Annotated in this window: 23 protein-coding genes; 3 read left to right on the forward strand and 20 right to left on the reverse strand. The window is 73.1% G+C overall.

Annotated elements, in window-relative coordinates; genetic code table 11:
- Positions 1-77: 77 nt before the first annotated feature.
- Positions 78-932 (forward strand): hypothetical protein, encoded by an 855-nt coding sequence (locus CFP65_RS05000; protein ID WP_104814935.1) that lies wholly within the window; start codon positions 78-80, stop codon positions 930-932.
- Positions 933-975: 43 nt separating this feature from the next.
- On the opposite strand, the gene CFP65_RS05005 is transcribed toward CFP65_RS05000, so the two are convergent.
- The 6 genes from CFP65_RS05005 to CFP65_RS05030 form a co-directional block, all read right to left on the reverse strand.
- Positions 976-2,172, reverse strand: a complete 1,197-nt coding sequence (locus CFP65_RS05005; RefSeq protein ID WP_104814936.1) for a serine hydrolase — start codon at positions 2,170-2,172, stop codon at positions 976-978.
- A gap of 80 nt (positions 2,173-2,252) precedes the next feature.
- Positions 2,253-3,836: an ATP-dependent DNA ligase gene (locus CFP65_RS05010; RefSeq protein ID WP_104814937.1), complete on the reverse strand. Its 1,584-nt coding sequence runs from the start codon at positions 3,834-3,836 to the stop codon at positions 2,253-2,255.
- A 92-nt stretch (positions 3,837-3,928) separates the two neighbouring features.
- Positions 3,929-4,564, reverse strand: a complete 636-nt coding sequence (locus tag CFP65_RS05015; protein WP_104814938.1) for a nucleotidyltransferase domain-containing protein — start codon at positions 4,562-4,564, stop codon at positions 3,929-3,931.
- A gap of 67 nt (positions 4,565-4,631) precedes the next feature.
- Positions 4,632-5,444: an aminoglycoside 3'-phosphotransferase gene (locus CFP65_RS05020; RefSeq protein ID WP_104820663.1), complete on the reverse strand. Its 813-nt coding sequence runs from the start codon at positions 5,442-5,444 to the stop codon at positions 4,632-4,634.
- Positions 5,445-5,489: 45 nt separating this feature from the next.
- The gene (locus tag CFP65_RS05025; protein WP_104814939.1) at positions 5,490-6,131 is read right to left on the reverse strand and encodes a C39 family peptidase; all 642 of its coding nucleotides are present in this window, start codon (positions 6,129-6,131) and stop codon (positions 5,490-5,492) included.
- 93 nt (positions 6,132-6,224) lie between these two features.
- On the reverse strand, positions 6,225-7,196 hold the full coding sequence (locus tag CFP65_RS05030; protein WP_104814940.1) for an aldo/keto reductase: 972 nt from the start codon (positions 7,194-7,196) through the stop codon (positions 6,225-6,227).
- A 248-nt stretch (positions 7,197-7,444) separates the two neighbouring features.
- On the opposite strand from CFP65_RS05030, the gene CFP65_RS05035 reads away from it, so the two are divergent.
- On the forward strand, positions 7,445-8,119 hold the full coding sequence (locus CFP65_RS05035) for a DUF4232 domain-containing protein (RefSeq protein ID WP_104814941.1): 675 nt from the start codon (positions 7,445-7,447) through the stop codon (positions 8,117-8,119).
- Positions 8,120-8,178: 59 nt separating this feature from the next.
- On the opposite strand, the gene CFP65_RS05040 is transcribed toward CFP65_RS05035, so the two are convergent.
- The 3 genes from CFP65_RS05040 to def form a co-directional block, all read right to left on the reverse strand.
- Positions 8,179-9,621 carry an RsmB/NOP family class I SAM-dependent RNA methyltransferase gene (locus CFP65_RS05040; RefSeq protein ID WP_104814942.1) on the reverse strand — a complete coding sequence of 481 codons (1,443 nt, stop codon included), beginning with the start codon at positions 9,619-9,621 and terminating at the stop codon, positions 8,179-8,181.
- Positions 9,622-9,676: 55 nt separating this feature from the next.
- A complete protein-coding gene (fmt, locus tag CFP65_RS05045; protein WP_104814943.1) occupies positions 9,677-10,609 on the reverse strand; it encodes a methionyl-tRNA formyltransferase in 933 nt (310 codons plus the stop codon).
- Between the two features lie 61 nt (positions 10,610-10,670).
- The gene (def, locus tag CFP65_RS05050) at positions 10,671-11,216 is read right to left on the reverse strand and encodes a peptide deformylase (RefSeq protein WP_104814944.1); all 546 of its coding nucleotides are present in this window, start codon (positions 11,214-11,216) and stop codon (positions 10,671-10,673) included.
- A 246-nt stretch (positions 11,217-11,462) separates the two neighbouring features.
- Here def and CFP65_RS05055 point away from each other — a divergent pair, with 246 nt between their 5' ends.
- A complete protein-coding gene (locus CFP65_RS05055) occupies positions 11,463-11,969 on the forward strand; it encodes a hypothetical protein (RefSeq protein WP_104814945.1) in 507 nt (168 codons plus the stop codon).
- A 157-nt stretch (positions 11,970-12,126) separates the two neighbouring features.
- Here CFP65_RS05055 and CFP65_RS05060 read toward each other — a convergent pair whose 3' ends face one another.
- The 11 genes from CFP65_RS05060 to carB all read right to left on the reverse strand — a co-directional run bounded on the left by CFP65_RS05060 (position 12,127) and on the right by carB (position 26,057).
- Positions 12,127-14,193, reverse strand: coding sequence for a primosomal protein N' (locus CFP65_RS05060; protein WP_371682363.1), 2,067 nt, complete (start codon positions 14,191-14,193; stop codon positions 12,127-12,129).
- 173 nt (positions 14,194-14,366) lie between these two features.
- Positions 14,367-15,575 carry a methionine adenosyltransferase gene (metK, locus tag CFP65_RS05065; protein WP_104814947.1) on the reverse strand — a complete coding sequence of 403 codons (1,209 nt, stop codon included), beginning with the start codon at positions 15,573-15,575 and terminating at the stop codon, positions 14,367-14,369.
- A 187-nt stretch (positions 15,576-15,762) separates the two neighbouring features.
- Complete coding sequence (gene coaBC / locus CFP65_RS05070; RefSeq protein ID WP_104814948.1) at positions 15,763-16,980, reverse strand: bifunctional phosphopantothenoylcysteine decarboxylase/phosphopantothenate--cysteine ligase CoaBC; 1,218 nt, start codon at positions 16,978-16,980, stop codon at positions 15,763-15,765.
- A 156-nt stretch (positions 16,981-17,136) separates the two neighbouring features.
- Entirely contained in the window at positions 17,137-17,403 is a 267-nt protein-coding gene (gene rpoZ, locus CFP65_RS05075) for a DNA-directed RNA polymerase subunit omega (protein WP_030240625.1), read from the reverse strand.
- A gap of 84 nt (positions 17,404-17,487) precedes the next feature.
- Positions 17,488-18,045, reverse strand: coding sequence for a guanylate kinase (gmk, locus tag CFP65_RS05080; protein ID WP_104814949.1), 558 nt, complete (start codon positions 18,043-18,045; stop codon positions 17,488-17,490).
- A 61-nt stretch (positions 18,046-18,106) separates the two neighbouring features.
- On the reverse strand, positions 18,107-18,433 hold the full coding sequence (mihF, locus tag CFP65_RS05085; protein WP_104820664.1) for an integration host factor, actinobacterial type: 327 nt from the start codon (positions 18,431-18,433) through the stop codon (positions 18,107-18,109).
- A 266-nt stretch (positions 18,434-18,699) separates the two neighbouring features.
- Positions 18,700-19,554, reverse strand: coding sequence for an orotidine-5'-phosphate decarboxylase (pyrF, locus tag CFP65_RS05090; protein WP_104814950.1), 855 nt, complete (start codon positions 19,552-19,554; stop codon positions 18,700-18,702).
- Positions 19,555-19,563: 9 nt separating this feature from the next.
- On the reverse strand, positions 19,564-20,523 hold the full coding sequence (locus tag CFP65_RS05095) for a dihydroorotate dehydrogenase (RefSeq protein WP_104814951.1): 960 nt from the start codon (positions 20,521-20,523) through the stop codon (positions 19,564-19,566).
- Positions 20,523-21,374 carry a dihydroorotate dehydrogenase electron transfer subunit gene (locus tag CFP65_RS05100; protein WP_104814952.1) on the reverse strand — a complete coding sequence of 284 codons (852 nt, stop codon included), beginning with the start codon at positions 21,372-21,374 and terminating at the stop codon, positions 20,523-20,525. The genes CFP65_RS05095 and CFP65_RS05100 overlap by 1 nt, the downstream gene beginning before the upstream one ends.
- A 191-nt stretch (positions 21,375-21,565) precedes the next feature.
- Positions 21,566-22,663 carry a quinone-dependent dihydroorotate dehydrogenase gene (locus CFP65_RS05105; protein WP_104814953.1) on the reverse strand — a complete coding sequence of 366 codons (1,098 nt, stop codon included), beginning with the start codon at positions 22,661-22,663 and terminating at the stop codon, positions 21,566-21,568.
- An 85-nt stretch (positions 22,664-22,748) separates the two neighbouring features.
- Positions 22,749-26,057 (reverse strand): carbamoyl-phosphate synthase large subunit, encoded by a 3,309-nt coding sequence (gene carB, locus CFP65_RS05110; RefSeq protein WP_104814954.1) that lies wholly within the window; start codon positions 26,055-26,057, stop codon positions 22,749-22,751.

Here is a 26,057-nt window from a genome sequence, read left to right on the forward strand (position 1 = left end):
AGTCAGTCAGTACGACGACAGAATGAGCACGCCCGTACGGACGGGCGAGCAGCAGCCGCCGGACCGGAAGGTACCTGATGACCCAGCCCGTGCACCCCGCCCGCGCACTCTGGTGGCTCTTCGAGCCGGTGCACGCCCTCACCTACTTCTCCCCGGAAGGCAAGGCCGCCTTCGAGGCGGCGGGGCTGCGCGGCGGCTGGCGCGGCTACTTCGCGGGGCGTTCGGCGCCGCTGGGCGCCGTGGACGCGCCGCCGGTGATCGCCGCCTTCTTCAGCTTCGCGCCCGGCATGGTCGAGCGGGCGCTGCCGGACGTCTGGTCCCGGGCCACCCCCGAGGCCACCCTGGCGGCCCGGGTCTCCGGGGCGACGGCGGCGCTGGACCGGGTGCTGGAGGGCGTCAAGCCGGAGCTGGTCGAGCACTCGGTCGAACTGCTGGAGCGCGCGGTGGACGGGCTGGACTGTTGCGGGCGCGTGCTGGCCGCCGCGAACGCCGCGCTCCCCCGTCCCGAGAGCACCTTCGCCCGCCTCTGGCACGCCACCACGGTGCTGCGCGAGCACCGCGGCGACGGCCACATCTCGGCCCTGATCACCGAGGGCCTGGACGGCTGCGAGGCCCTGGTCGTCCGCTCCGCCCTGGACGTGCGCCGCGAGCTGCTCCAGCCCTTCCGGGGCTGGACGGACGAGGAGTGGCAGGCCGCCACCGACCGGCTGGTCACCCGCGGCTGGCTCAACCCGGACGGCACGATCAGCGCCGACGGCCGCCACCGCCACCAGGCCCTGGAGGCCGCCACCGACCTGGCCGCCTCCCGCGTCTGGTCCGGCTTCCACCGCGCCGAACTCGACCAGCTGGCCGCCGCGTTGACCCCCATCTCGACCGCCTGCCGGGCCGAACTGCCGACCGTCAACCCGATCGGCCTGCCCGCCAACGGCTGAGACCGCCAACGCTGGGACCGGCAACGGCTGAGCTCCCAACCGATCAGGCGTCGATCGCCTGGTACGCCGAGGTCCAGAAGTCCCGGAAGACCGGCGGGGGTTCGGGCGAGGTCATGCTCCGCTGCGTGAGCAGGACACCCACCAGATCCTCCGCCGGATCGGCGTACCCGGAAGTCCCGGCGCCGCCGTCCCAGCCGAACCGGCCCGGGGAGCCCCAGAGTTCGTCCCGGCGGACGGTCACCCCGCAGCCCATCCCCCAGCTGCGCGACTCGCCGAAGAACAGCCGGGCCGCCTCCCGCTGCCCGGCCGTGAGCTGGTCGGTGGTCATCAGCCGGACGGAGGCCCGGGAGAGCAGCCGGCCCGCCGAGCCGCGGCCGGCCGGGATACGGCCCTCGGCCAGCAGCATCCGGCAGAACGCCAGGTAGTCGTCGGCCGTGGAGACCAGCCCGCCGCCGCCGGAGGCGAAGACCGGCGCGGACCAGGCGCTGTCGGCCGGGGTGTCATAGGCGCTGAGGCCGGCCGGGCTGGGGCGGTACGCGGTGGCGAACCGGTCGAGCGATTCGGCGGGGATCCGGAAGCCGGTGTCCCGCATGCCGAGCGGGGCGAAGATCCGCTCCTCGAAGACCTCGCCGAGCGGCTTCCCCACGGCCCGCTCGACCAGGATGCCGAGCACGTCGGAGCCGGTGTGGTACTGCCAGACCTCCCCCGGCTGGTACATCAGCGGCAGCGCCCCGAGCGCGGCCAGCCACTCCTCGGGCCGGGCGGCGGGCGGCACCTCGCCCGGCATCAACCCGGCCTCGGCCATCGCCGTCTGGATCGGGTAGGTGCCCAGCGGGGCCATCACCACCCCCGTGCCCATCCGGAAGGTGAGCAGGTCCCGCAGGGTGATCGGCCGCCGGGCCGGCACGGTGTCCTCCAGCGCGGCGTCCAGGCTGCGCAGCACCCGGCGGCCGGCCAGCTCGGGCAGCCACCCGTCCACCGGGTCGTCCAGCCGCAGCAGGCACTCCTCGACCAAGGAGAGCGTGACCGCCGCCAGCACCGGCTTGGTCATCGAGGCGATCCGGAAGACGGTGTCCCGCCGCATCGGCGGACCCCCCACGGCGGCCGCACCGAGCACCTCGACGCAGGTCTCCCCGCCCCGGTCGACCAGCGCGACCAGACCGGGCACCTCCCCCACCTCGACGTGCCGGGCCAGCGCCGTCCGCAGCCGACCGATCCTCGCCTCGTCGAACCCTGCCATGCCGCTCACTCCGATCAGCCGACTCCGTTACGACACAACCACCGTAGGCACCAGCACCGACAACTCCCCTCCCGCGGGGCTCACTCCACCTGACGCTGGGCCAACTCCCTGACGGTGGCGATGGTGTCCGCCTCCTCCGGCCGCTTGTCCGGCCGGTACCGCACCACCCGGGCGAACCGGAGCGCGAGGCCCGCCGGGTAGCGCGGGCTGCGCTGGAGACCGTCGAAGGCGATCTCCACCACCAGCTCCGGCCGCACCCGGACGACCGCCGCGCCCCGGCTCTCCTCCCGGCCGGTCTCCAGGGCCAGTAGCTGCTCGGTCTGCCACCGGAGCGTCTCGTCGGTGAGGCCCTTGAAGGTCTTGCCGAGCATTACCCACGCCGGCAGCCCGGAGTCCGGCAGGCCAGAGTCCGGCGGTCCTGGCTCGCCGGGGTTGCGGGCGCCGAGGTGCAGGTTGCTGAGCAGGCCCCGGCGGCGGCCGCTGCCCCACTCGGCGGCCAGCACCACCAGGTCGAGGGTGTGCCGCGGCTTGACCTTGATCCACCCGGCGCCACGCCGCCCGGCCGCGTACGGAGCGGCCAACTCCTTGACCACCACGCCCTCGTGGCCCCGGGCCAGCGCTTCGGCGAAGAACGATGCGGCGGCGGCCGGGTCCTCGGTCACCGTGTGCGGCACCCGCAGCTCCTCGGGCGTGACGGCGGCCAGCGTGGCCCACCGCTCCTCCCCCGGGCGGTCGATCAGATCGGTGCCGTCCAGGTGCAGCAGGTCGAAGAAGTACACCGACAGCGGCGTCTCGGCGCGCAGCCGCTCCGGGTCCTGCCGGGAGGCCGTCCGCGCGGCCGTCTCCTGGAACGGCCGGGGCCGGCCGTCCGGCCCGACCGCGATCGCCTCGCCGTCCAGCACCGCCGCGTGCAGCTGCAACGACCTTGCGGCCTCGACCACTTCGGGCACCCGGTCGGTGATCTCGTCCAGGCTGCGGGTGAAGACCCGCACCCGATCCCCGTCCCGGTGCACCTGCACCCTGATGCCGTCCAGCTTCCACTCCACGGCGGCCCGGCCGGTCCGCTCCAGCGCCGCCGCCACCTCGGCGGCCGAGGCGGCGAGCATCGGCCGTACCGGACGGCCGAGTTCGAGGCCGAACTCCGCCAGCGCGGCGGCTCCGCCGGTCAGCGCGGCCACCGCCACCGCCTCGGCCGAGCCCCGGAACATCAGCGCCCGCCGTACGGCCGCCGCCGGCACCCCGGCCGCCTTCGCCACCGCCTCGGCCAGCACGGCGTCCAGTGCGCCCTGTCTCAACTCCCCTACCAGCGCGGCCCGGAGGAACTCCTGCTCGGCCACCGTGGCCCGGCCGAACAGCTCCCCGAGCAGCCGCTGCCGCTCCGCCTGGGCACCACTCCCGTGCACGGCGGCCAGCTCCGCCAGCGCCAGCTCGGTCTCCCCGACCCCCAGCCCGGGCCGTTCGGCAGCCGGTGGCAAATCCCGCAGCGCGGCGTACCCGACTCCGGTCCGCAGCCGCCGCGACTCCCCCGACAGCAGCGCCACCGCCGCCGGGATCTCCGCCGCCTCCACCTCGCCCAGCAACCCGGCCAGCAGCGCCACCTTCTCGCCGCGCTTGGCCGTCCGCCCCACCGCCAGCGACGTCTCCACCACCCGTGCCAGCAGCACACCGACCTCCCGGATCCCACCCCATCCTCACCGCGCCGGCGCACGGGAGCGACCCCGGCTGCGCCGACCGGGGCGGCCGGCTGCCCGAGTCGCTACGCCAGCGCCGCCAGCCAGCCGTGCCCGGGGTGCACCAGCTCCAGCCACCCGCGCAGCCGGGCCCGCCGCTCCGGGCCGAGCAGCGGCAGCGCACCGTCGAAGTCCAGCTGGTCCTTGGGCCGGACGGCCTTCGCCTTGAACAGCAGGGCCATCTCCGGCGCCAGGTACGGGATGCCTTCGGCCGTCCGCTCGATGACCTCCTCGTACGGCAGCTTCAGCCGCTCGTCCCGCCGGCAGACCCAGCGGGCGCCCTCGTGCGGCTCGCGGAAGACGTCGAACAGCCAGTCCTCGGTGGCCGGATCCCGCACCCAGGTCTGGTGCACGGCGTCCATCGCCTCGGGCCCGGCCGAGGGCCAGATCCGGCCCGAGCCCACGGCGTCGAAGGCCAGCTCCGGGAAGCGCTCCCGGACCGCCGCGAACGATCCGGCCGGCACCGCGATCTCCAGGTCCCCGTGCGGCCGCGACTCCTCACCGCGGAACAGGTCCAACGACCACCCGCCCGCCACGCACCAGGGCACCGCCAACCCGAGCAGCCGCTGCGCCACCTGCTCGGGCCGCCAGGCCCGCTCCCACCGGGCGTCGATCTCGGTCTCACTGAGCACGATGCCGCCGGGCGGCAGGGATTCGGTCATCGGCGCAGCGTACTGCTCGCCCCGGCCACCGTGCGGCCGATTTCCGACCGCCGCCGGCGTCTCGCCCTCAGGCCAGCAGATCGAGCTCCCGGTAGTACGCCAGCCGCTGCTCCGCCACCGCCCCGCCGTACCGGTCCAGGAACCGCGCCGCACCGGCCGCCCCGTACTGCGGGTTCAGCCGCCCGTCCGCGAGGCTGCGCGTCATCAGCCCGAGATCGGCCGCCCGGTCGGCCACCCCCAACCGCCCGAGGTCGATCACCCCGGTGACCCGCAGCGAGACCGGGTCGAGCAGCACGTTCGGCAGACAGAAGTCCCCGTGGCACACCGCCAGGTCCTCCTCCAAGACCCTCAGGCCCTCGTGCCGGGCCACCGGACCCCCCTCCGCCGGCCACCCGGCCTCCAGCCGGGCAAGCAGGCCCGCCGGGTCCTCGACCCCCTCCGCCTCGGCCGAGCCGTCGGCGACGGCCGCCCGGGCGAGCGGGAGGGTGACGGCCAGCGAGCGGTCGAAGGGGCACTCGCCCACCGGCAGCCCGTGCAGCGCCCGCGCGAGGTCGGCGAGCGCGTCCACCACCCCCGCCCGCTGCCCGGCCGGCCAGGGCTCGGCGGCCGAGCGGCCGGCCAGCGCGGCGCTCAGCACCCACTCGCCGTGTTCCTCGTCGATGCCGTGCTCCACCACCTCCGGCGCGGGCAGCCCGTACCCGGCCAGCCAGGCGCAGCGTTCGGCCTCGGCCGCCACCCCGGGCCCGACCTTGAGGTACAGCTCCGCCCCGAGCCGCCAGACCGCGGCCCCGGACATCCCCGCCGTCACCGGCTCCCACGCGTACCGGTCGTACCGCCCGCCCAGCACCGCCCGCACGCCCACCCGCACGCCCACCGGCATGCCCACCCGCATCCCGACCGCCTCCGATCCCACGAACAGTCAGCCTCAGGCCCGCTCGTGCGGGCCCAGCACGATGCCCCGCCCCGCGTAGAACCGCGGCAGCTCGTCCCAGGGCACCGGCACGAACCGCTGCGAGTCGTCGGGGAAGCCGGACGGGTTGTGGATCACCAACTCCTGCGGGGTGGCGCCGACCGCGAGCACCAGGTGGCCGCCCTGCCGGGGCGGGTGCGGGTCGAGGGTGCGGATCGACGGGTGGACCGAGATCATCACCAGCCGGCCGGCCGCCACCAGGGCCGGGAGCTCCTCGGCCGGCAGCGGCGACCGCACCTCGGCGGCCAGACCCCACCGCTCACGGGCGTACTCGGCGAACGGCGCGTAGACCAGGCCGTCCAGGCGACCGTCCGGGTGGCGGACGTAGGCGCCGGCGGCCCGGGCCTCCTCCGCCAGGGTGACGGCGGGCGGGGCGACGCCCCACCAGTGGTCGAGCGCCATCCGCAGGCAGGCCATGCCGCAGATCCGCCAGGACCAGTACGCGTACTCCTCCGGGCTCGGCGCCCCGGACTGCTCCCACCGGGGGTCGTCGGCCGCTTGGAGGGTGCCGGCCAGGATGTCGGGCACCAGCTCGGGTGACTCCCACTGGGCATAGTAGGGCACCTGATGGACGGTCGCTTCCGTGTTCTCCCGCATCCCGGCATTCTGACAGAACGCCAGCTCAGGAGCCGCTCAGCGCAACAGCGGCCCGGGCCCCACGCGTGCCCGCGGGGCCCGGGCCACCGGTGCTCACCAGGCGTAGTCCTCCGGGGCCGTCCGGTGGCCGGGGAAGATCTCGTCCAGCTGGTCCAGCGTCTTCTGGTCGAGCTTGAGGTCGACCGCCCGGACGGCGGCGTGCAGCTGGTCCAGGGTGCGCGGGCCGACGATCGGCGCGGTGACGGCCGGGCGGGAGAGCAACCAGGCCAGCGCGATGTCGCCGGGCTCCTGACCGAGCTCGGCGGCCAGGTCCTCGTAGGCCTGGAGCTTGTCGCGGTGGGCGGCCAGGGTCTCGGCGGAGCGGCCGGAGGCCCGCCGCACGCCCTCGCTCTCCTTCCGGAGCACGCCCCCGAGCAGCCCGCCGTGCAGCGGCGACCACGGGATCAGGCCGAGGCCGTAGTACTCGGCGGCCGGGATGACCTCCAGCTCGATGCTGCGCTCGAGCAGGTTGTAGAGCGACTGCTCGCTGGTGAGGCCGAGGAAGTTGCGCGAGCGGGCGGCCTCCTGGGCCTGGGCGATGTGCCAGCCGGCGAAGTTGCTGGAGCCGACGTAGACGATCTTGCCCTGGGCGACCAGCACCTCCATCGCCTGCCAGATCTCCTCCCACGGGGTCGACCGGTCCACGTGGTGCATCTGGTAGAGGTCGATGTAGTCGGTACCCAGGCGCCGCAGGCTGGCGTCCACCGCGCGGCGGATGTTGAGCGCGGAGAGCCGGCCCTCGTTCGGCCAGTCACCCATGTCGCCGTAGACCTTGGTGGCGAGCACGGTCTTCTCCCGGCGCCCGCCGCCGAGGGCGAACCAGCTGCCGATGATCTCCTCCGTCCGGCCCCGGTTCTCGCCCCAGCCGTAGACATTGGCGGTGTCGAAGAAGTTGATGCCCTGTTCGAGGGCGGTGTCCATGATCCGGTGGGCGTCGGCCTCCTCGGTGTGCGGGCCGAAGTTCATCGTGCCCAGGCAGAGGCGGGAGACTTTCAGGCCGGTACGGCCGAGGTGGGTGTACTCCATGACCGTCACCCTCTGCCGTACCGGCCGCCGCTGTCCAGTGAGTTGACCCCCGTACGGACCAACTGCCGTGCCCGCCAGTACCGTTTCCGCCAATCCCACCCACCCTCGAGGCATCTCCAGAAACCTCTCAGGTGTTTCCCAGCCGACGGCAACCGTCCGCGCTCGCACGGTGTCTCTCCTCCTGACACCGCACAGCCGCACCGGGCACCTCAGCCCCGTCGGCTGTCCTGACGATCCGGGGGGATCCCATGCGTTCACGCCTGTACCTGTCGCTCTCCGCCGCCGCACTGCTGCTCGCCGCACCGGCCCTGACGGCCTGTTCCTCCTCCGCCGACTCCACCCCGAAGGCCGCCGCACCCGCCGCGGCCGCACCCAGCTCCGGCGCCCCGGCAGCCGCCGCCCCCGGCGCCGCGGCCGCCCCCGTCTCCGCCGGCCCGGTCGCGGCGGCGGCCCCCTCCGCCGGAGCGGCCGGCACCGGCGCTCAGACCGCCAAGTGCACCTCCGCGCACCTGAAGTGGACCGTCACCCGGATCACCAACCCGGCCGCCGACACCCCGAACCCGCCCAACGGCCGGCTCACCGTCACCAACACCGGCTCCCAGAGCTGCACCTTCACCGGCTACCCGAAGCTGGCCTTCCACCTGGGCAAGGGCCCGGAGGCCGACGGCGTCGGCAAGGGCGACCCGGCGCCGCTGACCCTGGCCGCCGGCCGCCAGGCCGTGATCGACCTGTCCTACTCCGAGCTCAACGGCAAGGGCCCGGACAGCGCCAACTGCGTGCTCACCACGACCGGTTCGGCCCAGGTCACCGCCCCGGGCGAGACCACCGAGGTCCGCGTCCCGGTCACCGACCAGAGCGGCAAGCCCACCGACATCACCATCTGCGGCGACACCGTCCGGATGGGCACCCCCACGACCCACTGACCCCACCGAAAAAATGGGCCGCACCCTCCGGTGCGGCCCGTCGATGGATTGACGATCCGTCAGCCCACCCGGCGCAGCAGGGCGAGGTACATCGCGTCGGTGCCGTGCAGGTGCGGCCAGAGCTGCACGTCCGGGCCCTCGCCGAGGCCGGGCAGCTCGGGCAGCAGCGGGCGGGCGTCGATCCACTCCAGGGCGCCGCCACTGGCCCGCAGCACGTCGTCGACCACGGCCCGGGTCTCGGCCAGGTGCGGGGAGCAGGTGGCGTAGCCGACCACGCCGCCGATCCGGGTGGCGGCCACGGCGGCCCTGAGCAGGTCGCGCTGGAGCGGGCCGAAGCCGGCCACGTCCTCCGGACGGCGGCGCCAGCGGGCCTCCGGGCGGCGGCGCAGCGCGCCGAGGCCCGAGCAGGGGACGTCCACCAGGGTCCGGTCGAAGGCGCCCTCGCGCCAGGCGCGCTGGGTGCCGTCGGCGGCGATCACGGTGTACGGGCCGGGGTTGCCGTCCAGCGCACGGGCCACCAGCCGGGCCCGGTGCGGCTGCTTCTCGCTGGCCACCAGGGCGGCGCCGCGCTCGGCGGCCAGCGCCGCGAGCAGGGCGGCCTTGCCGCCGGGGCCCGCGCAGCCGTCCAGCCAGAGCCGGTCCGGGCCCTCCAGCGGGGCGGCGGCCAGTGCGGCGGCCACCAGCTGGCTGCCCTCGTCCTGCACGCCGACCCGGTTCTCCCGCACCGCGTCGAGGCTGCCCGGGTCGCCGCCCTCGGCGAGCCGCACGGCGTACGGCGACCAGCGCCCGGGCTGCGACTCGGGCAGCGCCTCGCGCAGCTCCGCCGCCGTGGCCCGGCCGGGCCGGGCCACCAGGGTCACCTCGGGCCGCTCGTTGTCGGCCCGCAGCAGCTCCTCGATCGCGGCGCGCCCGGCCGAGCCGGGCTGCCAGCGGCCGAGCGAATCCCAGAGCGCCGAGACCACCCAGCGCGGGTGCGAGTGGACCACCGCCAGGTGGTCCTCGGCGTCCTCCTCGTACGGCGGCGCCACCCGCTGCACCCAGGTGTCCAGGTCCTGCGCGCTGATCTTGCGCAGCACCGCGTTGACGAACTTGGCCCGCCCGTCCCCGAGCACCACCCGGGCCAGCTCCACGGTGGCCGAGACCGCCGCGTGCGGCGGCACCCGGGTGGCCAGCAGCTGGTGCGCGCCCAGCGAGAGCACGTCCAGCACCGGCGGGTCCACCTCGCGCAGCGGCCGGTCGATGCAGGCCGCGATGATCGCGTCGTAGGTGCCCTGGAGCCGCAGCGTGCCGTAGACCAGCTCGGTGGCGAGCGCCGCGTCCCGCCGGTCCATCCCCTTCTGCTCGGCCTCGCGCAGCAGCGAGGGCAGGATCAGGTTGGCGTACGCGTCCCGCTCGTCCACGGCCCGCAGCGCCTTGAACGCGACGATCCGGGCCGGGTCCTTCTTCGGGCGGCGGTGCGGACGGGGGGCGCGCTTGGCGCCGGACGTGCTGGGGGTGCTCACGGGTACCTCGAAAATGTGCTGACGGATGTACGGACGAACTCAGAAACCGAAGGGACTAGCCGAGCCGCTCCCCGGACTCGATCCGGACGCCTCGCGCCCAGTCTGCCGCGCGCATCGGCTTCTTGCCCTGCGGCTGCACCTCGCCCAGCTCGATCTCGTGGCTGCCGGTGCCCACCCGCACGCTGTTCTTGGCCACGGCCAGCTCGCCCGGCGCCAGCTCGCTCGCGCCGGTGAGCAGCTTGACCGGGCCGGAGAGCTTGAGCCGCTCCTCGCGGAAGACGGTCCAGGCGCCCGGTGCCGGCGCGCAGCCGCGGACCAGGCGGTCGACGGCCAGCGCCGGGTGCTCCCAGGTGATCCGGGCGTCCTCGACGGTGATCTTCGGCGCCAGGGTGATGCCCTCGGCGGGCTGCGGCACGGCGTGCAGGCTGCCGTCCTCGATCCCGTCCATGGTCGCGGTGAGCAGCCGCGCCCCGGCCACCGAGAGCCGGGTGAGCAGCTCGCCGCTGGTGTCGCTCGGGCGGATCTCCTCGGTGAGCACGCCGAAGACCGGGCCGGAGTCGAGGCCCTGCTCGATCAGGAAGGTGGAGGCCCCGGTGACCTCGTCACCGGCGAGCACCGCGTGCTGCACCGGGGCGGCGCCGCGCCAGGCCGGCAGCAGCGAGAAGTGCAGGTTGACCCAGCCGTGCTTGGGGATCTCCAGCGCGCCGGGGCGCAGCAGCGCGCCGTAGGCGACCACCGGGCAGCAGTCCGGCGCCAGCTCGGTGAGGCGGGCCAGGAACTCCGGGTCGCTCGGCTTGGCGGGCTTGAGGATCTCGATCCCGGCCTCCTCGGCCCGCTGGGCGACGGGGCTCGCGACCAGCCGCCGGCCACGCCCGGCGGGGGCGTCGGGGCGGGTGACCACGGCGACGACCTCGTGCCGCTCGGACGCGATCAGCGCGTCCAGGGCCGGGACGGCCACCTCGGGGGTACCGGCGAAGACGAGACGCATGCAGCTGCCTTTCCGAAGAACGGATTTCCTGAATTACCGAACGCGAAGTGCGGGGCCCGAATCAGCCGATCCCGCCGAAAGTGCTGTGCGGCGAGACCTTCACCGTCGGCGCCGGGCCCCCACCCCAGTCCGCCTCCCGGATCGCCTTCATCGCGGCCTTGCGCCGCTCCCGGTCCAGCCGGTCGATGAAGATGATGCCGTCGAGGTGGTCGGTCTCGTGCTGGATGCAGCGGGAGAGGATCTCGGTGCCCTCGATCTCCACCGGATCGCCGTACATGTTGAAGCCCTTGGCCACCACGCCGAAGGCCCGCTTGGTGTCGAAGCGCAGCCCGGGCAGCGAGAGGCAGCCCTCCGGGCCGTCCTGCTCCTCGTCCGTCAACTCCAGGTCGGGGTTGACCAGATGGCCCACCACCCCGCCCACGTTGTAGGTGAACACCCGCAGCGAGACGCCGAGTTGGGGCGCCGCCAGGCCGGCGCCGGGGGCGTCCAGCATGGTGTCGGTGAGGTCCTTGACCAGGCCGCGCAGCTCCTTGTCGAAGGTGGTCACCGGCTTGGCGGCGGTACGCAGCACCGGGTCGCCGAAGATCCGGATCGGCTGGATCGGCATGGCGGCTGACTCCTGTCGACGGCGGACGAGCGGCGGCACCGCTCACCGGGGAAGTCTATGCAATCCAGCAAGCGGGTTCGGACGGAGCGGTTCGTTCCGATTTCTGGCATATCCCGTATACGACCTCGCGCGTGACCCCGGCCCCCGGTCCGGCGTTGGTCAAGTGAGATTGACCGGGGCGTAGGACGCGCCCCGTCCGGCAGTACCCGACGGAGCAGTACTCGACAGAGAGGTGGCACCACGGCCATGGCCGAGCAGATCAACCACGACGCGCGGGCGAGGGCCAGCCTGCACCTGCTGGTGCGGGACATCGAACGGGTGCGGCGGCAGGTGGACGCGCTCCGCACACTCACCGCCCAGCTCGGCAACGTCTACCGCCCCCGGCGGCCCAGCACCTCGGCCGGGTTCGTCGTCTACGGGCGCGCCCCCGCCCCCACCGTCCGGCTCGCCCAGGAGCTCCGGGAGAGCGTGGAGACCCTGGTCGGCGCCGCGGTCGAGTTCGACCGCGCGCTCGGCTTCTCCTGGGATTCGGTCGGCTCCGCCCTCGGCGTCACCAAGCAGGCCGTGCACCGCCGCTACGGCATGCGCCGCCCCAACTCCGAGATCCTCGCCACCGCCGTCCCGGCCCCGGCCCCCCGCCCGGACCGCCCCGAGGAGCACACCCCCGCCCCGGCGGCCCCCGCCCTCGCCCGCACCATCCCCGCCGCCCGCCAGGGCGGCCTCGACCGCCCGAACGTCCCCCTGCGGGGCTGAGAGACAGCCGGTTGCACCATCCAGGGGCGCGGGGAACTGCGCGACCAGCCCCGCACCTCCCAGTGCCCTGGTCCGCCGTCTCCCCCGCCCCGGTGGGCTAGGCCAGAGCAACGGCACCCTCCCCCGGAGCCACGTCACCCTCCGCCGAAGCGCAACCTCACCCGATGTCCAGCGGATCCACCCGCACCTTCACCACCTCCGCCGACCGCAGGGCCACCCGCGCCACCTGCGCCGCCTTCAGCGCGGACGCCAACGCCGCCCCCTGCCCCGGCGCCACCCGCACCAGCGCCCGCTCGACCTCCTCCCCGCGCACCGCGGAGACCGGCACCGGCCCCAGCACGTCCGCCCCCTCCGGCAGCCGCACCAGCGCGAGCAGGTCCTCCACCGCCTTCGGCGACCCCGTCACCGAGGCCATCCGGGAGACCGGCGGGAAGTGCAGCTGCGCCCGCTCCTCCAGCTCCAGCGCCGCGTGCCCGGCCTGGTCCCAGCGCACCAGCGCCTGCACCGGGCGGGCCGTCGGCTCCGCCACCACGACCACCACCCCGCCCTCGCCCGCCGGCCGCACCAGCGCGGCCGCCGCCGTCCAGAGCCGCAGGGTCTCCTCCCCGGCCCGCAGATCGGGCCGGTTGAGCAGAGCCCAGCCGTCCAGCAGCAGCGCCGCCGCGTACCCGCCCTCGGCCACCGGCTCGGCCCCCGGCGTGGCGATCACCAGCGCGGGCTCACCCGAGACGGAGGAGAGCACCGCGTCCCGCCCGGAGGTCCGCACCGGCACCCGGGGGAAGGCCTTGCCCAGCTCCTCCGCCGTCCGCCGCGCCCCGACCACCTGGGCCCGCAGCCGGAACGACCCGCACTCCGCGCAGTGCCACTCCCCCTCCGCCTGCCCGCACCAGGCGCAGACCAGCGCCTCGCCGGCCCCGGCCGCCTCCAGCGGACCGACGCAGACCCGGCAGCGGGCGGGCGTCCGGCACCGCGCACAGGCCAGCCTCGGCACGTAACCCCGCCGGGGCACCTGCACCAGCACCGGCCCGCTCGCCAGCGCCTCCCGCGCGGCCTGCCAGGCCGGCCCGGGCAGCCGGGCCGACTGCGCGGCGGCGTCCCGCGCCTGGTCCAGATCGGTCACCGTCCGGACCCGGGGCGCCACCGCCCGCACCGTCTCCCGCTCGGCGGCCAGCGGCCGGGCCCACCCCGTCCGCAGCAGCTGCGCCGCCTCCACCGTCACCGAGAGCCCGCCCAGCAGCACCGCTGCCCTCTCCTCGGCGGCGCGCAGCAGCGCCACCTCCCGCACGTGCGGGTGGGGCGCGCGCGGATCGCTGTGGTTGGCGTCCCCGTCGGCCCAGACCACCACCAGGCCCAAGTCCCGGACCGGCGCGAACATCGCCGCCCGCGTCCCGATCGCGGCCCGCACCGACCCCCGGCTGACGGCCAGCCAGCGCCGGTAGCGCTCCTTCGGGCCCAGATCGGCCGCCAGCAGCGCGTGGTGGCCCGGCCCGACCAGCTCGGTCAGCGCGGCGTCCACCCGGGCGGCCGCCTTCCCGTCCGGCAGCACCACCAGCGCACCCCGGCCCCCCGCCAGCGTGGCGGCCACCGCCCGGGCGATCTCCTCCGGCCAGCTCGGCCCGGGCAGCGCGGACCACACCGCCCGGGGCGCGCCCCCGGCCGCGAGCGCCGCCAAGTACTCCGGCCCCTGCGGGTACCGCTCCCACGAACCCGGTCCCGGAAGGACCGGCACCGGCAACGGCGGCGGCGACATCTCCGCCTCCGCCTGGGCGTGCCTGGGCGGCACCGCCAGCTGGATCACATCGGCCAACGTCCCCGCGTACCGGTCCGCCACCGTCCGGCAGAGCCGCAGCAGCTGCGGCGAGAGCACCGGCTCCGGCGAGAGCACCTGCGCGAGCGGCGCCAGCGGCCCGGCGTAGTCACTGCTCGCCAGCCGCTCCACCACGAACCCATCGTGCAGCTCGCCGCCCTCGCGCCGCCCCGAAGCCACCACCCGCGCCCCGAACCGCACCCGCACCCGCACCCCGGGCTGCGCGTCCTCCGCCATCGGCTCCGGCACCGCGTAGTCGAAGTACTGGTCGAGGTGCAGCAGCCCCTTGTCCACCACCACCCGCGCCACCGGCAACTCCGCCGCCAACCGCGCCCCACGCCACGTCCGCGGCTTCGCCTTGCGCACCGTCTCCCGGATGAAGGCCAGCTGCTCACCGTCTCCGTTGCTGCTGCTCACGCGCCCTAGTCTCTCCCAGCCCAACGACAACCGAGTGGGGGCGCGGGGAACTGCGCGCGCAACCGCCCACCTCCGTTGCATCCTTCCCGCGCAGTTCCCCGCGCCCCCAGTGGCAGCCCATGCAAAACGGCGACCTCCCCTCCCAGGGGAAGCCGCCGTTCAGGTCAGCACACTCAGCCGTTGACGGCCTTCTTCAGAGCCTCGGCGCGGTCGGTCCGCTCCCAGGTGAAGTCCGCGTCCTCACGGCCGAAGTGGCCGTACGCCGCGGTCTTGGCGTAGATCGGCCGCAGCAGGTCGAGGTCGCGGATGATCGCGGCCGGACGGAGGTCGAAGACCTCGCTGACGGCCTTCTGGATGTCCAGGACCGGCGCGGTCTCGGTGCCGAAGGTCTCGACGAACAGACCCACCGGCTCGGCCTTGCCGATCGCGTAGGCGACCTGGACCTCGGCGCGGCGGGCCAGGCCCGCCGCGACGATGTTCTTGGCGACCCAGCGCATCGCGTAGGCGGCCGAGCGGTCGACCTTGGACGGGTCCTTGCCGGAGAAGGCGCCGCCACCGTGGCGGGCCATGCCGCCGTAGGTGTCGATGATGATCTTGCGGCCGGTGAGGCCGGCGTCGCCCATCGGGCCGCCGATCTCGAAGCGACCGGTCGGGTTGACCAGCAGGCGGTAGCCCTCGGTGACGAGCTTGATGCCGTCCTCGGCGAGGCGCTTGAGCTCCGGCTCCACGACGAACTCGCGGATGTCCGGGGTCAGCAGCGAGTCGAGGTCGATGTCGCTCGCGTGCTGCGAGGAGACGACCACGGTGTCGAGGCGGACGGCCTTGTCGCCGTCGTACTCGATGGTGACCTGGGTCTTGCCGTCGGGGCGCAGGTACGGGATGGTCCCGTTCTTGCGGACCTCGGAGAGGCGCTTGGAGAGGCGGTGCGCGAGGGTGATCGGCAGCGGCATCAGCTCGGGGGTCTCGTCCGAGGCGTAGCCGAACATCAGGCCCTGGTCGCCGGCGCCCTGCTTGTCCAGGTCGTCCTCATCGCCCTCGACGCGGGCCTCGTACGCGGTGTCGACACCCTGCGCGATGTCGGGCGACTGCGCGCCGATGGACACCGAGACGCCGCAGGAGGCGCCGTCGAAGCCCTTCTTCGACGAGTCGTAGCCGATCTCGAGGATCTTGTCGCGGACGAGCTGCGCGATCGGCGCGTACGCCTTGGTGGTCACCTCACCGGCGATGTGCACGAGGCCGGTGGTGATGAGCGTCTCCACGGCGACCCGGGAGGTCGGGTCGTCCTTGAGGAGGGCGTCGAGGATGGTGTCGCTGATCTGGTCAGCGATCTTGTCGGGGTGTCCCTCGGTGACGGACTCCGAGGTGAACAGGCGGCGAGACACAGCGCTCCCTGATGGTTGCAGCGGCTGCTGACTGAATACCCCGGTAGGCCCGGGGCATCCGGAAAGACTTGATGAGGTGGAGTGTAACCGTCAGGTACGCGCCTGCGGGACTCCTTCTCCAAGCTTGGTCATCTTCGTGAGACGGGACACCCCGCTCGGAGTCGGCTGAAAGAGCCCAGCTGGGGGATCATCCGAGCCGGGCGACCACCGCGTCCCAGACGGTTTCGGCCAGTGTTTCCTTGGGCCCTTCGGGGATTTCCGTCTCCGTGCCGTCGGCGCCGAGCAGCACCGCCGCATTCACGTCCTGCCCGAACGCCTTACCGCCGCCCACTTCGTTGACGACCAGGAGGTCGCAGCCCTTCCGGGCGAGCTTGGCCCGGCCGTTGGCGAGCACCTCGTCGGTCTCGGCGGCGAAGCCGACCACCAGCTGGCCGGGGCGCGCGCGGTGCGCGGAGAGCTCGGCCAGGATGTCGGGGTTGCGCACCAGGGCCACCGGCGCCGGGTCCACCCCGTCCTTCTTCTTGATCTTGCCGGTGGCGTACTCGGCGGGCCGGAAGTCGGCCACCGCGGCGGCCATCACCACGGCGTCGGCGTCCGCGCAGGCCTTCAGCGCGGCCTCGCGCAGCTCCAGCGCGGTGGAGACGTGCACCACGTCCACCCCGGCCGGGTCCGGCAGGGTCGCGTTGGCGGAGAGCAGGGTGACCCGGGCGCCGCGCGCGGCGGCGGTGGCGGCCAGCGCGTAGCCCTGCTTGCCCGAGGAGTGGTTGCCCAGGTAGCGGACCGGGTCCAGCGGCTCGCGGGTGCCGCCCGCCGAGATCACCACGTGCTTGCCGGTCAGGTCGGGCTCGCGCACGCCCCGGGCCAGCACCCGGCGGCAGGCCTCGAAGATCGCGCCAGGGTCGGGCAGCCGGCCCTTGCCGGTGTCCACCCCGGTCAGCCGGCCGACGGCCGGCTCCAGCACGACCGCGCCCCGGCGGCGCAGGGTGGCCACGTTCTCCTGGGTGGCGGGGTGCTCCCACATCTCTGTGTGCATCGCGGGAGCGAAGACCACCGGACAGCGCGCGGTGAGCAGCGTGTTGGTGAGCAGGTCGTCGGCCAGGCCGTGGGCGGCCTTGGCGAGCAGGTCGGCGGTGGCGGGGGCGACCACGACCAGGTCGGCCTGCTGGCCGATCCGCACGTGCGGCACCTCGTGCACGTTCTCCCAGGTCTCCACGGCGGCCGGCCGGCCGGAGAGCGCGGCCCAGGTGGCCTCGCCGACGAAGTGCAGCGCGGCGGCGGTGGGCACCACCGTCACCTGGTGCCCGGATTCGGTGAACCGGCGCAGCAGCTCGCAGGCCTTGTACGCGGCGATGCCGCCACTGACCCCGAGGGCCACCCGGGGTGCGTCAAGCCGGTCGGTCTTCATGCTGCGTCCTTCTCCTCCGGTCGGGCTCCCCGGCCACCCTACGGCCACTCAGATCCGCCCCGCACCATGGCCTGGGACACAGCGCACGGCGCCCCGGAGAACGGCGAAGGGCCCGCCGGACGTGGTGTCCGGCGGGCCCTTCGGGGAGCGTGCGGCTCAGGCGGCCTCGATGGCCTCGGCCGTGAGCATGCCCGCGTTGATCTCGCGCAGCGCGATCGACAGCGGCTTCTCGTGCACGTGGGTGTCGACCAGCGGGCCGACGTACTCGAGCAGGCCCTCACCGAGCTGCGAGTAGTACGCGTTGATCTGACGGGCGCGCTTGGCGGCGTAGATCACCAGGCTGTACTTCGAGTCGGTCGCCTCGAGCAGCTCGTCGATCGGCGGGTTGATGATGCCCTCGGGCGCGGTCATGGAAGAGGACACGTGAAACCTTCCGAAAACAATCAAGACAGACAAGGAACTGATCGGATCATCCAGAGGGTGAGACGGTCACCCGCAGTGATCTGGTCAGACTACACCGAGCAAGGCTAGCAGCTCGCCCGTTACCTGCTCGACCGAGTGGTTGACAAGGGTCGTGTCGAACTCGCTCTCGGCCGCCAGCTCGACCTTCGCGGCCTCCAGCCGCCGGTCGATGACGTCCTGCGGTTCGGTGCCCCGGCCGGTGAGCCGGCGGACCAGCTCGTCCCAGCTCGGCGGGGCCAGGAAGACGAGCTGCGCCTCGGGCATCGACTCGCGCACCTGGCGCGCGCCCTGGAGGTCGATCTCCAGGAGCACCGGCGAGCCGTTCTCCAGCTTCTCCAGGACGGCCTGCCGGGGGGTGCCGTAGCGGTTGCCGGCGAACACGGCCCACTCGAGCAGCTCGCCGTTGGCGATCAGCTTGTCGAACTCGTCGTTGTCGACGAAGTAGTAGTGGACCCCGTGCTGCTCGCCGGGCCTCGGGTGCCGGGTGGTCGCCGACACCGAGAGCCACGCCTCGGGATGCTGCTGCCTCATATGAGCGACGACCGTGCTCTTGCCGACCCCCGAAGGGCCGGAGAGCACGGTCAGCCGCGGACGTTCACTCATGCACCGATTATCCCGGATCGCGGACGATACCGGGACCACCGGGGCCCTGATCAGCACTCGATCAGGCTGCGGGGGTACCGAACTCCCGCTCCAGCGAAGCGATCTGGTTCGTTCCGAGACCCCGCACACGGCGGCTCTCGCTGATCCCCAGACGCTCCATGATCTGCTTGGCGCGGACCTTGCCCACGCCGGGAAGGCTCTCCAGGAGCGCGGAGACCTTCATCTTGCCGATGACCTCGTCGTCGGACTTGCCCGCCTTGATCACGTCCTGGAGCGAGGCTCCGGAGTGCTTCAGCTTGTTCTTGACGTCGGCGCGCTTCCGGCGAGCTTCGGCGGCCTTGGCGAGCGCAGCGGTGCGCTGTTCAGGGGTCAGGGGCGGAAGAGCCACGCCGTTCACCTCAGGGTGTGGAAGGAAGGGATGAGCTATGACTGGATGTGCCGGGGACACCGCTGGACAGGGGAGCCCAAGGGCTCTGACCTGCGAGAGCGACGCCATGTGCCGCTCTCCGGTGACCTCCCGCCGGACACTACCCAACTTAGGCCGCCGCGTCAGGAAAAGAACACGAAAAGTCCTGGTCAGCCAGGGCCGACCAGGACCTATCGGGACAAATCAACCGCCACGGAGGGGCCTTTCCCGTCCCGGTGTGACGGCCGTCACTTCGCCAGTACGGCGCCGATCTCCTCGACGAAGCGCGCCGCAGCCGCCCGCAGGGCCGGCACCGAGGGGCCGTGCTTGAGCACGTCGCGGCTCACGCTGGGCACCACGTTGTGCACCGAATCGCCGAACACCCGGGGCAGGTCAGCCGCCGTCGCGCCCTGGGCGCCGACCCCGGGAGCGAGCAGCGGGCCGTTGATCGCCAGGTCGACCCCGGCCTCCTTGAGGGTGGCGCCGACCACCGCGCCGAAGGAGCCGAGCGGCTCGGCGCCCTTGTTCTCGGCCGCGAGCTTGTGCAGGATCGACTGGGCAACGCTCTCGCCGTCCTCCCCCACCGCGCGCTGCACCTCGTGCCCCTGCGGGTTGGAGGTGAGCGCCAGGACGAACAGGCCGCAGCCGTTCTGCCGGGCCAGGTCCACGGCGGGCTGGAGCGAGCCGAAGCCCAGGTACGGGCTGACGGTGAGCGCGTCGGAGAAGAGCGGGCCGTCCAGCGCGAGGAAGGTCTCGGCGTAGGCGGCCATGGTGGAGTCGATGTCGCCGCGCTTGGCGTCCATCAGCACCAGCGCGCCGGCCGACCGGGCCTCGGCCACCGTGCGCTCAAGGACGGCGATGCCCCGGCTGCCGAACCGCTCGAAGAAGGCGGCCTGCGGCTTGAGTACCGCCACCTCCCCGGCCAGCGCCTCGACCACGGTCAGGCTGAACCGCTCCAGGCCGGCCAGGTCGTCACCCAGCCCCCAGGCGTCGAGCAGCGAGGCGTGCGGGTCGATCCCGACGCAGAGCTGGCCCCGGGCGTCGAGGGCCTTGCGCAGCCGGGTGCCGAAGGGAGCGAGGGTGCCGAAGGCGGCAGGAGACATGACGGCCTTTCAGTCGTGCTGAGGGCGGTGGGCGTACCCCACCGCATCGGTGTACTTCGCGAAACCCCGGGCCGCCAGTTCGCCGCGCAGCTCGTCGAGGATGCGCAGCGGGGCGGCCGGGTCGTGGAACAGCGTGGTGCCCACGGCGACGCCGCTCGCGCCCGCCATGGCGAACTCCAGCGCGTCCCGGCCGGTCCGGATGCCGCCCATGCCGAGGATCGGCACCGGCGGGATCCGCCCGGCGGCCATCGCCGCGTGCACCTGGTACACGCAGCGCACGGCCAGTGGCCGGATGGCGGGCCCGGAGAGCCCGCCGGTGCCGCCCGCGAGGCCCGGGCGGCCGGTGTCGAGGTCGATCACCATCCCGAGGGTGGTGTTGACCATGGAGAGGCCGTCCGCGCCCGCTTCCACGCAGGCGGCGGCGATCTCGGTGATCGAGGTGACGTCGGGCGAGAGCTTGGCGTAGACCGGCAGCCCGCTGTCGGTGGCCTCCCGGGTGGCCCGGACCACGTCGTAGGAGGTGGCGGGGTTGCAGGCGAAGACCAGGCCCCGGTCGGCCACGTTCGGGCAGGAGATGTTGAGCTCCAGGCCGATCACCCCGGGCTGTCCGTTCAGCCGCTCGGCGACCTCGACGAACTCCTCCAGCCGCTCTCCGGCGATCGAGACCAGCACCCGGGCGCCGCGCTCGGCCAGCCAGGGCAGCTCCTGCTCCACGAAGGCGGCCACCCCGGAGCCCTGCAGCCCGATCCCGTTGAGCATCCCGGAGGGCGTCTCGGCCATCCGGGGCGTGGCCCGGCCGGACCTCGGGTACGGCATGATCGTCTTGGTGGTGACCGAGCCCAGCTCGTCCAGCGGCACGAACTTGGCCAGCTCCCGCCCGTACCCGGCGCAGCCGGAGGCGGTGGTCAGCGGGTTCGGCAGGGTCAGCGCCCCGAAGGGCACGCTCAGGTCCACCTCGGTGGGCTCCATCAGGCACTCGCTCCCATCGCCCCGGCCCCCTCCAGATCGGGCGGCACGGTGCCGATGTCGGCCCACCGCACCCTCGCCCCGTCGAAGACCGGCCCGTCGGTGCAGGACCGCACGAACCGGCTCACGCCGTCCTCGCCGACCACCGGCAGGACGCACGTCATGCAGATGCCCACGCCGCAGGCCATCGCCTCCTCCACCGCCGTGTGGCAGCGGGCACCGAGCCCGGTGGCGATCTCGGTGACGGCGCGCAGCATGCCCATCGGCCCGCAGGCGTAGACCACGGTGGCCTCGATCGCGCCCAGCGCCTGGGCCATCGGGTCGGTCACCAGGCCCTTGAGCCCGGCCGAGCCGTCCTCGGTGACCACCAGCACGTCCTGGGTGAGCGCCTGGGCCGCCTCGACCCCGTACAGCCGCTCGGCGGTCGAGGCCCCCAGCAGGAACCCGACCTGCCCGCCGCGCCGGCGGATCTCCTCCGCCAGCGCGAACAGCGGCGCACTCCCGTACCCGCCGGCCACCAGCAGCGCGCTCACCGGCCCCTCGCCCACCGGGAACGGCGTCCCGAGCGGAGCGATCAGGCTCAGCCGGTCGCCCGGCCGCGCCTTCACCAACTCCCGCGTGCCGGCCCCGTGCACCGCGACCACCAGCTCGACCGTCCCGGCCTCGGCATCCGCCCGGTGGATCGAGAACGCCCGCCGCAGCAGCAGCCCCGACTCCCCACCCAGCGCCAGCGTCGCGAAGTGCCCGGCCCGCACCCTGGCCGCCGCCTCCGGCGCCGCCAGCACGATCCGGTGATACACCCCCGCCCGTTCGTTGGAGAGGACCTCCGCCTCCCCCACCACCGGATGAGCCATGCCAATCACCTCTCGCATAACTTGCACTATCGGGGGCGCGGGGAACGGCGCGGCCAACCATGCACCCTGCCGCTGTCTTACACCGATGCCCCATTGCACTATCCGTTGACAGTGCAACTGGCTCTCGACGCGAAATGACACGGAGTCGTCTTCCGACCTCGCGCAGTTCCCCGCGCCCCTGAGTAGTGCAACTACCTCTTGGCGGAGCCGACAGCCTCAGAAATCGACGAGAACCCGCTCGCCCGCAACCGGGCCGACAGGCCCTTGTGCACGCGCCGCATCCAGAACGGCCCCTCGTAGATGAAGGCGCTGTACCCCTGCACCAGGTCGGCCCCGTGGATGATCCGCTGCCAGGCGTCCTCGGCCGTCTCGATGCCGCCCACGGCGACCAGCACCAGCCGCCCCTCGGTGCGCTCGCGCAGCCGCTGCAGCACCTCCAGCGAACGGGCCTTGAGCGGGGCGCCGGAGAGCCCGCCCATCCCGATCTCCTCGATCCGCTCGGCGGAGGCGACCAGCCCCTCGCGCCCGATCGTCGTATTGGTGCAGATGATCCCGTCCAGGCCCAGGTGCAGGGCCATGTCCGCGATCTCGTCGATGTCCTCGTCCGCGAGGTCGGGGGCGATCTTCACCAGCAGCGGCACGTGGTGCGAGGTGGACCGGTCGGCGGCCTGACGGACGTCCCAGAGCAGCGGGCCGAGCGTCTTGACCGACTGGAGGTTGCGCAGGCCCGGGGTGTTCGGCGAGCTCACGTTCACGACCAGGTAGTCGGCGTACTGCGCCAGCCGCTCGGTCGACTTCACGTAGTCCGCCGTCGCGTCGACCTCCTCCACGACCTTGGTCTTGCCGATGTTGATCCCGATCACCGGGGTCGAGGAGGTGTGCGGGCGCGCCGCCAGCCGGGCGGCCACCCGCGCCGAGCCCTGGTTGTTGAAGCCCATCCGGTTGATCAGCGCGCGGTCCTCGACCAGGCGGAACAGCCGCGGGGCCGGGTTGCCCGGCTGCGCCTCACCCGTGATCGTGCCGATCTCGACGAAGTCGAAGCCGAGCATCGAGAGGCCGTCGATCCCGACGCCGTTCTTGTCGAAGCCGGCCCCGAGGCCGAACGGGCCCGGCAGGTCGAGGCCGAGCGCGGTGGTGCGCAGCGCCTTGTCCTGCGGCGCCAGCACCAGCTTGACCAGGTGGCGCAGGCCCGGCACCGAGGAGGCCAGCCGGATCCAGAAGAAGGCCAGGTGGTGGGCCTTCTCCGGGTCCATCTTCTTGAAGACGAGATCGAACAGCAGCTTGTACAAGGTCCCTGATCCTCCGTGACGCGCGTGCAGACGGGCATGGATGTGGGGGGCACCGTTGGCGCTGGTGCCCCCCACTGAGTCGGTGCTACTTGCGGCCCGCGTTGATGAGCGCCGCGTGCTCCTGCAGCGACCTCACCCCGACCTCGCCGCGCAGCAGGTTGTCGATGCCCTGGACGGCCGCGCCCATCGCCTGCACGGTGGTCAGGCAGGGCACGCCGCGCGAGACGGCCGCGGTGCGGATCTCGTAGCCGTCCATCCGGCCGCCGGTGCCGTACGGGGTGTTGATGATCAGGTCGACCTCGCCCGCGTGGATCAGCTGCACGATGGTCTGCTCGCCGTTCGGGCCCTCGCCCTCGCTGTGCTTGCGCACGACCGTCGAGGGGATGCCGGCCCGCTGCAGGACCTCCGCCGTCCCGGAGGTGGCCAGCACCTCGAAGCCCTGGTCGACCAGCGCCCGGGCCGGGAAGACCAGGTTGCGCTTGTCGCGGTTGGCCACCGAGACGAAGACCTTGCCCTTGGTCGGCAGCGCGCCGTACGCGCCGGACTGCGCCTTGGCGTAGGCGGTGCCGAAGACCGAGTCGATGCCCATGACCTCACCGGTCGAGCGCATCTCCGGGCCGAGCACGGTGTCCACGCCGCGGCCGTGGATGTCGCGGAAGCGGCTCCACGGCATCACGGCCTCCTTGACCGAGATCGGGCAGTCGGCCGGCAGCGTGCCGCCGTCGCCCTCGGCCGGGAGCATGCCCTCGGCGCGCAGCTCGGCGATGGTGGCGCCGAGCGAGATCCGGGCCGCGGCCTTGGCCAGCGGCACCGCAGTGGCCTTGGAGGTGAACGGCACGGTGCGCGAGGCGCGCGGGTTGGCCTCCAGCACGTAGAGGATGTCGCCGGACATCGCGAACTGGATGTTGATCAGACCGCGCACCCCGACCCCGCGCGCGATGGCCTCGGTGGAGGTCCGCAGCCGCTTGATGTCGTACCCGCCGAGGGTGATCGGCGGCAGGGCGCAGGCGGAGTCGCCGGAGTGGATGCCGGCCTCCTCGATGTGCTCCATCACGCCGCCGAGGTAGAGGTCCTCGCCGTCGAAGAGCGCGTCGACGTCGATCTCCACCGCGTCGTCGAGGAAGCGGTCGATCAGCACCGGGTGCTCGGAAATCAGACCCGCGTGCCGCTCCAGGTACGAGGCAAGCGAGGCCTCGTCGTAGACGATCTCCATGCCGCGCCCGCCGAGCACGTAGCTCGGACGCGCCAGCACCGGGTAGCCGATCTCGTCCGCGATCGCCTTGGCCTCCTCGAAGGAGAAGGCGGTGCCGTGCTTGGGGGCCGGCAGGCCCGCGTCGCGCAGCACGCGGCCGAAGGCGCCGCGCTCCTCGGCGAGGTCGATCGCCTCGGGCTGGGTGCCGACGATCGGCACGCCGTTGTCCTTGAGCGCCTGGGCCAGGCCCAGCGGGGTCTGGCCGCCGAGCTGCACGAGCACACCGGCGACGGGGCCGGCCAGCTGCTCGGCGTGCACGATCTCCAGCACGTCCTCCAGGGTGAGCGGCTCGAAGTAGAGCCGGTCGGAGGTGTCGTAGTCGGTGGAGACGGTCTCGGGGTTGCAGTTGACCATCACGGTCTCGTACCCGGCGTCGGCCAGCGCGAAGGAGGCGTGCACGCAGGAGTAGTCGAACTCGATGCCCTGGCCGATGCGGTTCGGACCCGAGCCGAGGATGATCACGGCGGGCTTGGTGCGCGGCGCGACCTCGCTCTCCTCGTCGTAGGAGGAGTAGAAGTACGGGGTCTTCGCCGCGAACTCCGCCGCACAGGTGTCGACGGTCTTGAACACCGGGCGGATGCCCAGCGCGTGCCGCACCTCGCGCACGACGTCCGTGCGCAGGCCGCGGATCTCACCGATCTGCAGGTCGGAGAAGCCGTGGCGCTTGGCGTGGGCCAGCAGCTCGGGGTCGAGCTTCTCGGCCTCGGCCAGCTCGACGGCGATCTCGTGGATCAGGAAGAGCTGGTCGACGAACCACGGGTCGATCTTGGTGTACTCGAAGACCTCCTCCGGCGTGGCCCCGGCCCGGATGGCGTCCATCACGGTGTTGATCCGGCCGTCGGTCGGCACGACCGCCTTCTCCAGCAGCGCGACCTTGTCACCGGTCTCGCCGACGAAGGAGAACTGCGAGCCCTTCTTCTCCAGCGAGCGCAGCGCCTTCTGCAGCGCCTCGGGGAAGTTGCGGCCCATCGCCATGGCCTCGCCGACCGACTTCATGGTGGTGGTCAGCGTGGCGTCGGCGCTCGGGAACTTCTCGAACGCGAAGCGGGGGACCTTCACCACGACGTAGTCGAGCGACGGCTCGAAGGAGGCCGGGGTCTGCTCGGTGATGTCGTTCGGGATCTCGTCCAGCGTGTAGCCCACCGCGAGCTTCGCGGCGATCTTCGCGATCGGGAAGCCGGTGGCCTTGGACGCCAGCGCGGAGGAGCGCGACACGCGCGGGTTCATCTCGATGACGATGACCCGGCCGTCCTCGGGGTTCACCGCGAACTGGATGTTGCAGCCGCCGGTGTCCACGCCGACCTCGCGGATCACGGCGATGCCGATGTCGCGCAGGATCTGGTACTCGCGGTCGGTCAGCGTCATCGAGGGGGCCACGGTGATCGAGTCACCGGTGTGCACGCCCATCGGGTCGAAGTTCTCGATGGAGCAGACGACCACGACGTTGTCGTGCTTGTCGCGCATCAGCTCCAGCTCGTACTCCTTCCAGCCGAGGATGGACTCCTCCAGGAGCACCTCGGTGGTCGGCGAGAGGGTCAGGCCCTGGCCGGCGATCCGGCGCAGGTCCTCCTCGTTGTGCGCGAAGCCGGAGCCGGCGCCGCCCATGGTGAAGGAGGGGCGGACCACCACGGGGTAGCCGCCGAGGGTGTCCACGCCCGCGAGGACGTCCTCCATCGAGTGGCAGATCACCGAGCGGGCGGACTCGCCGTGGCCGATCTTGGCGTTGACGGCCTCGACCACGCCCTTGAACAGCTCGCGGTCCTCGCCCTTGTTGATCGACTCGACGTTGGCGCCGATCAGCTCGACGTTGTACTTGTCGAGCACGCCGTTGGCGTCCAGCGAGATCGCCGTGTTGAGCGCGGTCTGGCCACCGAGGGTGGGCAGCAGCGCGTCGGGACGCTCCTTGGCGATGATCTTCTCGACGAACTCCGGGGTGATCGGCTCGACGTAGGTCGCGTCGGCGATCTCCGGGTCGGTCATGATCGTCGCGGGGTTCGAGTTGACCAGGATGACCCGCAGGCCCTCGGCCTTGAGCACCCGGCAGGCCTGGGTGCCGGAGTAGTCGAACTCCGCCGCCTGGCCGATGACGATCGGGCCGGAGCCGATGACCAGGACGGACTTGATGTCAGTGCGCTTCGGCAC

It is taken from the genome of Kitasatospora sp. MMS16-BH015, assembly GCF_002943525.1.
Lineage (GTDB): Bacteria > Actinomycetota > Actinomycetes > Streptomycetales > Streptomycetaceae > Kitasatospora.